Origin of the sequence: Spirosoma sp. (assembly GCF_048594605.1) — a bacterium.
Taxonomy (GTDB): Bacteria; Bacteroidota; Bacteroidia; order Cytophagales; family Spirosomataceae; genus Spirosoma.
The window spans coordinates 1-11,507 of record NZ_JBMDWV010000120.1 but is presented as its reverse complement, the minus strand read 5'-3'; the positions used below and the strand labels follow the sequence as shown (position 1 = coordinate 11,507).

Annotated in this window: 11 protein-coding genes; 7 read left to right on the top strand and 4 right to left on the bottom strand. The window is 46.2% G+C overall.

Translation table 11 applies throughout. The features are described from left to right. The 3 genes from ACOJS8_RS07425 to ACOJS8_RS07415 all read right to left on the bottom strand — a co-directional run. On the bottom strand, positions 1-1,066 hold a 1,066-nt coding region (locus ACOJS8_RS07425), incomplete at its 3' end, for a cytochrome-c peroxidase (RefSeq protein ID WP_420147908.1). A 268-nt stretch (positions 1,067-1,334) separates the two neighbouring features. After that, positions 1,335-2,165: an IS5 family transposase gene (locus tag ACOJS8_RS07420; RefSeq protein WP_420147907.1), complete on the bottom strand. Its 831-nt coding sequence runs from the start codon at positions 2,163-2,165 to the stop codon at positions 1,335-1,337. A gap of 468 nt (positions 2,166-2,633) precedes the next feature. Beyond that, entirely contained in the window at positions 2,634-3,605 is a 972-nt protein-coding gene (locus tag ACOJS8_RS07415) for a methylenetetrahydrofolate reductase (RefSeq protein ID WP_420147906.1), read from the bottom strand. Positions 3,606-3,886: 281 nt separating this feature from the next. Between ACOJS8_RS07415 and ACOJS8_RS07410 the strand changes: the two genes are divergently transcribed. Continuing rightward, a complete protein-coding gene (locus ACOJS8_RS07410; protein ID WP_420147905.1) occupies positions 3,887-4,348 on the top strand; it encodes an Lrp/AsnC family transcriptional regulator in 462 nt (153 codons plus the stop codon). Between the two features lie 293 nt (positions 4,349-4,641). Then, positions 4,642-5,754, top strand: coding sequence for an acyltransferase family protein (locus ACOJS8_RS07405; protein ID WP_420147904.1), 1,113 nt, complete (start codon positions 4,642-4,644; stop codon positions 5,752-5,754). Between the two features lie 30 nt (positions 5,755-5,784). On the opposite strand, the gene ACOJS8_RS07400 is transcribed toward ACOJS8_RS07405, so the two are convergent. Beyond that, the gene (locus tag ACOJS8_RS07400; RefSeq protein ID WP_420147903.1) at positions 5,785-6,363 is read right to left on the bottom strand and encodes an RNA polymerase sigma-70 factor; all 579 of its coding nucleotides are present in this window, start codon (positions 6,361-6,363) and stop codon (positions 5,785-5,787) included. Positions 6,364-6,649: 286 nt separating this feature from the next. Between ACOJS8_RS07400 and ACOJS8_RS07395 the strand changes: the two genes are divergently transcribed. The 5 genes from ACOJS8_RS07395 to ACOJS8_RS07375 form a co-directional block, all read left to right on the top strand. Further along, on the top strand, positions 6,650-7,570 hold the full coding sequence (locus tag ACOJS8_RS07395; protein ID WP_420147902.1) for an alpha/beta hydrolase: 921 nt from the start codon (positions 6,650-6,652) through the stop codon (positions 7,568-7,570). Between the two features lie 40 nt (positions 7,571-7,610). After that, positions 7,611-8,615, top strand: a complete 1,005-nt coding sequence (locus ACOJS8_RS07390; RefSeq protein WP_420147901.1) for an alpha/beta hydrolase fold domain-containing protein — start codon at positions 7,611-7,613, stop codon at positions 8,613-8,615. Between the two features lie 123 nt (positions 8,616-8,738). Next, positions 8,739-9,617 (top strand): helix-turn-helix domain-containing protein, encoded by an 879-nt coding sequence (locus ACOJS8_RS07385; protein ID WP_420147900.1) that lies wholly within the window; start codon positions 8,739-8,741, stop codon positions 9,615-9,617. A gap of 89 nt (positions 9,618-9,706) precedes the next feature. Then, positions 9,707-10,774, top strand: coding sequence for an alpha/beta hydrolase (locus ACOJS8_RS07380; RefSeq protein WP_420147899.1), 1,068 nt, complete (start codon positions 9,707-9,709; stop codon positions 10,772-10,774). A 51-nt stretch (positions 10,775-10,825) separates the two neighbouring features. After that, the coding region (locus ACOJS8_RS07375; RefSeq protein WP_420147898.1) for an NAD(P)-dependent alcohol dehydrogenase at positions 10,826-11,507 on the top strand (682 nt) is incomplete at its 3' end.

Sequence of the window (11,507 nt, the reverse complement as noted above, 5' to 3'; positions counted from 1 at the left end):
GTTGTTGCTGCTCAGTGTCTCGCAGGGCAACTCGCTGTATGTTAGCGTCTAATTGCTTCACCGGTACGTGCGGATTTTGTGAAATAGGCTCGCCGATATCGTCATAAAACTTAAGCACCTCTTTCAGGGACTGAAAAACCCCACTGTGCATGTAGGGAGCCGTCAACTCAACGTTTCGCAAGGAGGGTGTCCGAAACGCATAGGTTCCACTCGCCCCAGCATCCGAACTGGTTAGTTGGCGATTATCCGGCACCGACATCACATGCAATTTATAGTCGGAAAACATGGGGCCCGAATGGCAAATAGGACAGCCTTCGTCCTTAAAGAGTCGCATCCCCTGAATTTGATCGTCCGTAAGCGCCGTTTTATCCCCCTTCTGATAGCGGTCGTAGGGTGAATTCAGGACAATCAAGCTCCGTTCAAAGGCCGTAATAGCCTTACCGATCGTAGCCGCTGTAATGGCCTGCGGGCTGCCAAAGACGGCCTGAAACCGCTGCTGATACTCGGGAATTTTGGTTAGCCGGGCCACTAAACTGTCTAACGTAAGGGCCTCGCTGTAGGCATGACCACGCATTTCTTCAAATGTTGTTAACGGGCCGATCAGCTGATTTTCGAGACTTTTGATACGGGAATCCCAGAACATGGGCGCGGTCAAGGGGTCATACGTTCCGCTACCATCCATGCCATTGAAGGCGGCATTGAGTAGGGTCATCGTATTTCGCCTGGTTACCGGCACGTCGTTGGGCGTTAGAAACCGGCGGGTTTGTCCGTAGCCCACGGCATTGGCACCCAATGAGAGGTCCAAGCCATCGGTATAGGCATTTCTGGGATGATGGCAGGTTGCACAGGCTACGTCTTTGCCGCCTGATAGGATGGGATCCCAAAACAGTGTCTGGCCAAGCAACGCCGTATCATTCGTAATTGGGTTACTGACTGGCGGGAAGGTAGCCGGATCAATGGGGGTATGTACTAATACGAACGAGCTGTAATCCTCTTTTTTACACGCCTGGATAACAGCGGTGAAAAAAATAAGGATCGAGAGCATGGCTAGAAGACGTTTGCGCATAATTAGGGCGATTGAGTATACATAACTAGTTTTTATTTTCTGTAATTCCTTTTTGAACCGGCCCTATTTTTTCAGGATCATCCTCTATAAATATCTTATACAACTCACAGTAAATTAGGCTTGACGAATCGACAATCAAACAATCAAGCCTTGTAATAACCGTTTCTGGCCCAACTGTTTTCAGTTTCACTAAATCTCCTGCACTAAACTTCGTCAACTTTCATCAATCTTTCTGTATAATTAGAAGCAAGGTTGATATTGAAGCTGTTTAGGATTTCTTTTTTCGGTTGATTCTTCTCAAAAATAACACTACAAAGGCCAACCAATGGAACGAGAGCCAATTCTCCACGTTCGTCTCATAGCGAACAAGCAGGGTCTTAAAACTGTCAAGCCAAGCATTAGCATGTTCAATCACAGGGCGTCGTTTGTAGAGTTGTTCGTCAAAATAAACCCAGTCTATCGGCTGTTCAGTTACCGAACGGGGGTTGACCGCAATGTTGGCTGCGATTTCTCGATTGACACAAGCCACTCGCAAATTCTGGGCATCGAATCCACTGTCGGCGTTGAGAAACAAACCTTTAAGATTAATTTTGGCCGACTCCAGCAGCAGGCACAACTCCTCAAAGAGCTTCTCGATCTCGAACAGATCATGATGATTACCAGCTTGTGGGGTAGCGCAAGCCAACATCAGGCCCGTGTTATCAGCCAAAAACAGACTCGTTGTTGTCTTAGCGGCCTTACGGCCCTGATAACCTACGGCTTGACCACCATTTTTAACGGGTGTGTGGGAGCCATCAAGTTGGATGCTCGACAAGTCCAGAAATCGCTTATTAAGCCTCAGCACATTGAGCCAAACGCGTTTCCAGGAGCCATCTTTTCGCCACTCATTGAAGTGGTAATAAACACCTTGCCAAGTCAGGTTGTGATCATCAAAAAACTGCTTAACAGGCAGTTGTCTCCATTGACAACCTATTTTGAGTTTGTACAAAATGGCCTCGATCAGTGCACTCCTCTCCACTTTAATATCTTTACCGCGCTCGCCCAAGCTCAGATAGGGCAGTATCCAATTCTGAATCGTAACTTTGTCCAAGACTTCCATGAACGGCTAAAATTTGTGTTTCGCACCTCAAATTTCGCCCTTCTTTGGAAGTCTTTTGCATTATCCTAAACAGCCTTATTGTTTAGTACTTAATAGACACAATTTTCGACGAAACAGCTATTTGTAGGATAAACTTCCAACAATAGAGTGTGAAAACACCCTCGTTAAATTGAACCTTAACCGGCGGTAACAGCGAAGGAGAGAAATGTCTTGACTGATCCTTCCTTATGTTACTGAATGACTTGAAGAGAAACCAAAATAGTAGCCAAAGAAAATTCTCACAAATCGCTCCTTTTCGCAGTACGGTTACTCAACTATTGCATAATAATTATATTATTACGGTAATTCTCGTCACACCCGTGCACCGTGAGCTTCTGGTACAATCGGGCAAATAGGTGACTATTTTCTCACAAACATCTGTTTTCAATAAGCGGAAATACACTCCCTTACAGAGCAATGCCACAGGCCTTACAAGGGGTTTGCAGTCGTTACGTCAACTTCTTTTAATGGTTTTCTTACGCCTTTATCTTTCAGCATCTGGCTTAGAGTATTGGCCATATATATGGATGCTTCAATTTCGGCTTTACGAATGGCAACACTTTCGATATTAAAGCCGAATGGAATGCCACGTTCCAGACAATAAGTGGTCAGTGCTGAGGCAATGTCGAGGCATAGGTTCACCGACTTTCCAAGCATATCCTCCGATGCTTTCAGTTCTTCTTTCAACTCGTCGGGCACATGAATACCCAGCCATTCCATAAAATGGAGTGTTTTTGTCGATCCGCAGGCGGTGAGTGTGAAAATGATCGTGGGAGGGTTTATCTGCTGCCGGTTACAGCGTAGAGCCAGATCTTCGATAACCTGCTTGGCGTAGTCTAGGTTGAACACGCACTGAGAAATAAAGTACGATACTCCGCAATTCATTTTATCCAGAATTCGGGTATCCTCATCGTTCAGCAGGTTGTGCCGTTCAGGAATCGTTACTGCACCAATAACCGACGTATCCTTGTGCCTGCTCCATATCCTGTATGCCTCCGAAAGGCTGGTTTTTACCGGAAAATCAGGTGCCGGTACACCAACAAAAACAGGATAAAAGTTTTGGTCATGCAATTCTTCCAGCCAGTCGGTCAGTTCTTCGGCAGAAAATTTACCCGCAGGCCGATAGATTATTTTAGAGATAGGCAAATCGACCAGATACCCCGAAGCAAAAACCAGCGGATCAAGCGCCGTTAAAAACGGAAATGGTCGTTCTTCACTTGTCCGGGCTGATTCATCCTGAACATCATACACCACCAATGCATCGATATCCAGACCAGTGAGTCGTTCAATCGTTTTTTGAGCAATCTCGGTAATTCGTTCCGGTTGCGTATCGGCTTTGGGTGGCGTGATGCCGTAAAGTAGTACGCCTGATTCGGCAGATTTAATCTTTTCTAGAAACATTTCCTTATTAACAAACAGCGAACATTGCTGGCAAAACCGGTGGTACCTATACTTGCGCAACAACCCGGGGTTTACACCATCCGACAGTCCGGCTGATTCACGTTTAATTCAGATTTCTATCGAAACCCGGGTATACGGATAAATTACGTCACAAAACTATAAATCAAGATTCAATATCTACCTTTCTCGACTCGCTTTAGTATAAAAATCTACCTTTGCTGCCTTAGTAGACAATTCTTCTTTTCAGGACCCTGATTTTTTAAATTAAAGAAAAATATTCTTTGGAAAAACTGGATCAGATCGATGCGCAGTTGCTCAAGTTATTGGGCGAAGATTCGAGCAAAACGATCAAAGAACTAGCCGAGCAGGTAAACCTATCACATACGCCCGTTTTTGAACGAGTAAAACGGCTGGAAGCGAACGGCTATATCAAAAAATACATCGCCCTGATTGACGCCGAAAAGCTCGACTACGGCTTGATTGTGTTCTGTAATATTAAGTTAAAGCATCATGACAAAAGCATTGGTCATGAGTTTGTAACCGACATTCTTCAGTTGAGTGAGGTGGTTGAATGCTATAATATTTCCGGGGATTTCGATTTTCTACTGAAAGTGTATGCACGGGATATGAAACATTATCAGGACTTTGTATTCAATAAACTCGGCTCAGTAACAGGCATTGGGAGCACACACAGCACGTTTGTTATGTGCGAAAACAAAAACACATATAATGTCAACTTTTAGGCAACAGAATGTACGTTTCCGAATCCGAACCTAACGCTACGTACCTGATTTCTTACTAGCCCGTAAATGTGTAAATACCTTTAACCTTTGCTGAAATGTAACCTCCCAAGACTCGGACAAAACTCGACACTTTCACACTAGCTTTTTCAGATAGATGTGGCTAGAAAAGCAACGTATTCCCTGTTTGTATTACGAATATTATTGCTGCACATCACTCTAAAGCCCCAGAAGAAGAGGGGTTGGGAGCAGAATAAAATGTAAAAGCTGCCCTCAATTGGAATATATTTCCATCTATGAACACTAACGAGCTTGGTACAAAGCCGCATTATCAGATATTGGATGGACTTCGGGGAGTAGCCGCTATTATTGTGGTATTTTCTCACCTTACCGAGCCGCTGGCCAGCAGCCACCTCGACAATGTTGTCAATCATGGTTACCTGGTCGTGGTTTTTTTGTTTCTACTATCGGGCGTTGTCAGTTGGTATGCCTACGCCGACACATGGGATAAATTAACCATTGGCGGATTTCTTCAGCGCCGGGTCGAGCGGCTGCAACCACTGGTTATTTTGGGTATGACGCTGGGAGCTATAGGCTTCTACTTTACCGACTCAACGATATGGCCGCTTATTCATACCGTTCCGGTCTGGAAGGTGATCCTTGTTATGCTGATTGGCTATACGCTGATACCCTTACCACTTTCCATGGATATACGCGGCTGGCAGGAAATGCATCCGCTCAACAGTGTTGGCTGGTCCTTATTTTTCGAGTATATAGCTAATATTCTTTATGCATTGGGACTACGGAAATTATCGAACAAAGCCTTAGCTTGTTTTGTCGTACTGGCCGGTGCCTTGCTTTTGCACTTCGCGGTTACGAACCCCAATGGAGACGTTACCGGTGGGTGGACGCTCAATGTCGAACATATGCGGGTTGGAATAACGCGTACGATATTTCCATTTTTCGCCGGTTTGCTGTTATCACGGGTATCAAGGCCTATAACTATCAACCATGCGTTTTTTTGGTGCAGCCTGCTGGTTGCAATTGTTTTGCTTATGCCAAGAATCGGCGGTGCAGACCATCTCTGGATGAATGGTTTGTACGAAGCGTTTTGTATCATTCTAGTCTTTCCGGTTATTGTTTACACCGGTGCCAGTGGGGTGATAGGTAATCGAACGGAAGCTAAAATTTGTCAGTTTCTGGGCGACCTTTCGTATCCCCTGTACATGACTCATTATGTGCTTGTCTATTTTTACGTAGCATGGATAAGCAATCATAAGGGCATTACATTAGGGAAGGCCTGGCCTTATGCACTGCTCACCTTTTCAGGAGCAATCGTGTTGGCTTATGTCAGTTTGATATGGTATGATAGACCGGTAAGAGCCTGGTTGCGAAAAAAGCTGAAGTAGTAAACAGAAAGTATACTATTCAAATTAATGTCAGCAGTTCCACTGCCACAGAAAGAGGGCAAGCAGAAAATAATCCTGCAACATCGGACGTAGCAACTTAAGAGCCAGACTGATGTGGTATTCGACGGTACGTTCGGGAATGCTCAGTTGAGCCGAAATTTCTTTAGCCGTTTTGTACTCCAGCCGATTTAGCCGAAAAATCTGGCGCGTCTTTTCCGGTAAATCGTTTACCTGCTGCTCTACAGAAGCCATTAGGTCGTTCAGGGCAATTTGCTCCTCGGTGTAGTGTTCCACCGTCGCAAACGTTTGGGCATGTTCGGTGTAGCGTTCGCGCGTTAGTCTTGCCTTAAACAGGTTAATCACCGCATATTTAAGCGATGTGTACAGATACGCGCCCAGATTTTCTATAAACAGACTTTCGCGTTGTTCCCATAACTTCACGAACAGATCCTGCACCATATCTTCCGGGCTGTCTGTCGACGGAAGTTTATTACGGGCAAGGGTGTACAGCTTTTTCCAGTGACGAAAATAGATCTCCTGAAAAGCAGCTTCGTCACCCATTTTTAGGTACGTTAATAAGGCCGCATCAGGAAGCGCTTTATAATCCATGCTCACATTTGTACACCACAATTCACTGGCTAAAATACATAATTTTATACGGATAATGATCAAATAAATCCGTTACGTGCGCTCAGCAGATACTTTTATCGCAGCATAAGCATAGATGTACGTACCACTAAGCGGGTCCAGGAAAGGCCATGTTTGCTCCGATAACGTTCCCGGCAACGATTGCGTAAAAAGTCAATTTTTTTTCTTTGCTAAATCTCATTGGCTTCTTTATTCTTGGATTACTTTTCTTTAAACCGGCTGTATCTGTCCGATTCTCTCCGACCGTATGTATAAACTTGGCTACGTACTTATTTTCTGTTTCGGCTTATCGAACTGGGCTACCGCTCAGGAGTTTATGCCGCTGTGGCCAGTTGGAAAAATGCCTAATTCGAAAGGCATGAAACTGACCGACAGCATTGCCAACGAGCGCGTTTATCGGGTTGGTACGCCGGGTATGTATACGTTTTTTCCATCAGCACAGGAGAACAAAGGCGCGGCTGTCATTATTTGTCCGGGTGGGGGCTACGAACGTTTGGCATACGTTATCAGCGGCTGGCAACTCGCCAAATGGTTCAATACGCTGGGTATTAGCGCCTTTGTGCTGAACTACCGATTACCCAATTCACCCGATCTGCAACAGCGGGAAATTGGTCCACTTCAGGATGCTCAGCGAGCCATTCAACTGATTCGGGCTAATGCCGCAAAATGGGGCATCAAACCCGACAAAATTGGCATTCAGGGCTCATCTGCCGGTGGACATCTGGCGGCCTTACTTGCTACGTCCACTACGAACGTAGCATCCATCAGCGACTCGATCAGCAAACAATTGACCCGTCCCGATTTTGCGATTCTGGTCTCGCCCGTTATTACGATGGGGCAATACGCGCACGCAGGTAGCCGAAAGAATTTGCTAGGGCCCAATCCCTCTGCCGAACAGCTAAAAACCTATTCGCTGGAAAATGCGGTGACCGCCACTACGTCGCCCTGCTTTCTGGTTCATGCCTTTAACGATACGGCCGTCGATCAGCGGAACAGTTTGCTTTTTTATCAGGCACTGGTCGATAAGAAGATTTCGTCAAGTCTGCATATTTTTCCGCAGGGCGGTCATGCTATTGCGCTACGTAACAACCCTGGCTCGACCCAGGAGTGGGTTTCACTCTGTGAAAACTGGTTAATCGAAATGAAATTCATTCCAGAAATAAAGTAACATATACCTATATACGCTAATTGCTCAATTCGAATAACTAATGAGAGATATATCAAAACCCATTGGTCTGCAAACACTCATTTTAGGGTTTACTTTGTGTTTGCTTACTACGTTAGGTTGGGCGCAGTTGGGGCCAACGGGTGGTCGTGATACGTCGTTTACGGTACGTCGGTCGTATGAACAGGAGAAAAAGTACCATCCCGACATAACGATAGCTGATTCGACGTTACCCGCTGGCGTTCGGGCTGCCCGTAACATTTCCTACAGTTCACCAACGGCCTACAGAAAGCTCTTACTGGATGTGTATTCGCCTGCCGCTACGTCGGGCAAGCGATTACCGGCTATCCTGATGATTCATGGTGGAGGCTGGCGTTCCGGCGACCGTTCGCATAACAATACGTTGGCGGGTCATCTTGCCGCCAAAGGATTTGTCGCGATTCCGGTTGAGTACCGTCTGTCGCCCGAAGCCTTGTATCCGGCAGCCGTGCACGACATAAAAGCCGCCATTCGCTGGATGCGCGCCAACGCTGATACGTATGGCATCGACCCAAAACGAATTGCCGTGCTGGGTTTTTCGGCTGGAGGACAGTTGGCGGCTCTGATTGGTAGTACGAACAAAAATCCGACGTTTGAAGGAAAAGGCGGAAACGCTACGTACCCGAGCGATGTGCAGGCTATTGTCGATATTGATGGCGTATTGGCATTCATTCACCCTGAATCGGCGGAAGGCAATGATGCGAAATCAATTTCGGCCGGTACGTACTGGTTTGGTTATACAAAGGCAGAAAAACCCGACTTATGGCAGGAAGCTTCGGCGCTGAATCACATCGATAAAAACACCCCTCCTATCTTATTTCTGAACAGTTCGGTTGGTCGGATGCACGCCGGGCGCGACGATCTGATTGCCAAACTCAAGCCATTTGGTACGTATTCAGAAGTGCATACGTTTGATGATGCGCCCCATACCTTCATGTTTTTCAACCCGTGGTTTACGCCAACACTGACCTACATCGACGATTTTCTGCACAAAGTCTGGAAGTTTTAACCCGTAACAAACCAGATTTCCTTTTATGCGATTACGGGTATAACGTAATACATTACGTGCCCAACTCGCCCCACCTGCCGCTTAACGATTGGGCTAGTTGATTTGAATTTCTTAACTTTGGGAATGGCAGAGCAAACGGTACGTTCGGTTTCGGAGTTCAATAATGAGCTCAAGTTAAAAGGCTTCAATGTTTTCCAGATTGAATGTGACAGCAATGCCACTCGCATTTACAGCCGGAAAGATTTCTACAAAATTTGCCTGACTACCGGCAAAAGCATCATCCATTACGCCGACAGAAGTTTTGAGGCCAACGATACGGTGTTATTTTTTGGTAATCCGCACGTGCCGTATTCCTGGGAAACAATTTCCACTACGTATGTGGGCTACACCTGCCTTTTTTCGGAAGAATTCCTGAAATTATCCGACCGATCAGAAAGTCTGCAACAGTCTCCATTATTCAGAATTAGTGGCACACCGATACTCACGATAAACCCACAGCAACGGGATTTTTTAAACACGATCTTTCAAAAAATGATCGAGGAGCAGCAGACGAATTATGCGTATAAAGATGATCTGATCCGTAATTATATCCATCTGATTATCCACGAAGCGCTGAAACTCGAACCTTCACAAAACGTTGATCATCATAAGAATGCCGCTTCCCGGATTACGTCCGTTTTTCTTGAACTGCTGGAGCGTCAATTTCCGATTGAGACGACTGATCGTCCGCTGCAACTGACTACGGCACAGGATTACGCCAGGAACCTCAATGTCCATGTCAACTATTTAAACCGGGCCGTCAACGAGGTAACCGGGAAATCGACCACGACGCATATTGCTGAACGGGTTCTCAGCGAAGCGAAGGCTCTGTTACAACATACCGATTGGAACATTTCCGACATTGCGTATGCCCTGGGCTTTGAATATCCCTCCTACTTCAACAATTTCTTTAAAAAGTTTACCGGTACCAACCCACGAAACTTCCGTCTGGTGGAGGTTTGAAATCTATAAGTATCGGTTTGATAATTGTTAGCCCCCTACCCTAGTAGTGGGCTAATTTTGTATCCGTAATTCAGACAGAAAACTCAGCCATGAAACTCGCGACGATCATTTTGCCTTTAGCCAGCCTGATGTTTGTGCAGGCCAACGCACAAAACCAACTTATAGCGTCGAATCAACCGATAGAATCCATGAAACAGCCAGAGCAAGCAGAACAATATACGTTTCAATTAAGTGATAAGGTTACCCGTCAGCATGTAACGTACAAAAATCGGTATGGTATCACGATCTCGGCGGACTTGTACCTGCCTAAGAATCGGGGAAGTGAACCGTTGGCGGCTCTGGCCATTAGCGGCCCGTTTGGTGCAGTCAAACAACAGTCTTCCGGATTATATGCGCAAACGATGGCCGCGCGTGGTTTTGCTACGCTTGCCTTTGATCCTTCTTATACCGGAGAAAGTGGTGGTGAACCTCGCAATGTCGCTTCACCAGACATCAACACCGAAGACTTCAGCGCTGCGGTGGATTATCTGGGTCTCCAGTCGTTTGTTGACCGGAACAGTATCGGCATCATTGGTATATGTGGTTTCGCGGGCATGGGTTTAAACGCTACCGCCGTAGACAAACGTATCAAAGCCGTTGCGACTACCAGTATGTATGATATGTCACGGGTAATGGCAAAAGGCTATTTTGATAATCTTACGGGCGAACAACGTACTAAAATGCTGGAACAAATGGGCCAGCAACGTTGGGCCGATGCCGAAAAGGGAACGCCTGCTCCCTCTACCAATAACCTCCCTGAAAAATTACAGGGCAATGAGCCTCAATTCGTCATGGATTATTTCAACTATTATAAAACGCCACGGGGTTTTCATCCGAATTCGATTAATTCAAACGGTGCCTGGACGGCTACCAATGCGCTTTCGTTCATGAATATGCCCTTGCTAACTTACATTAACGAAATTTCTCCACGTCCAATTTTTCTGATTGCCGGTGAAAAAGCACACTCCCGTTACTTCAGCGAAGATGCGTATAAGGCGGCTGCCGGGCAAAAGGAGTTGATGATTATTCCAAATGCCACTCACGTTGATTTATATGACAAGCCAGATGTGATTCCCTTTGATAAGCTGGAAGCCTTTTTCAAGAAGAATTTGCAGTAACCTGAGCATCTAACCCTCCTTATTAACACCTTACAATTAAAGCTATTTGTTATGATTGCAACGAAAGGATATGCCGCCCAAACCAAGGATTCAGACCTGGCCCCCTGGAATTTCCAGCGCCGTGAAGTAGGCCCTCACGATGTCCAGTTCGATATACGCTATTGTGGAGTCTGCCACTCAGATCTACATCAAATTAAAGACGAGTGGGGAGGCAGCCTTTACCCGATGGTTCCGGGTCACGAAATCGTGGGACGTGTAGTTGCCGTGGGTTCTCACGTTACCAAATTCAAGGTTGGCGATTTAGCAGGCACGGGTTGCATGGTCGATTCCTGCCGGGAATGTGAGTCGTGTCAGCATGGTCTGGAACAGTACTGTCTGAACGGCAATAGCCAGACCTATAATGGCCTGGAACAGGACAAGAAAACCCCTACGTACGGCGGCTATTCCAATACCATCGTCGTCAACGAAGATTTCGTGTTGCACATACCGGACAATCTGGATTTGGCTGCATGTGCTCCACTGCTTTGTGCAGGGATTACAACTTACTCACCGCTGCGTCACTGGAACGTAGGACCGGGTCATAAACTGGCCGTTTTAGGATTAGGCGGATTAGGACATATGGGAATCAAATTTGGGGTGGCTTTCGGCGCGGAAGTGACCGTTCTGAGCACATCGCCGAAGAAAGAAGTCGATGCCAGAAAACTGGGTGCACACCATTTTGTGGTGACAACCG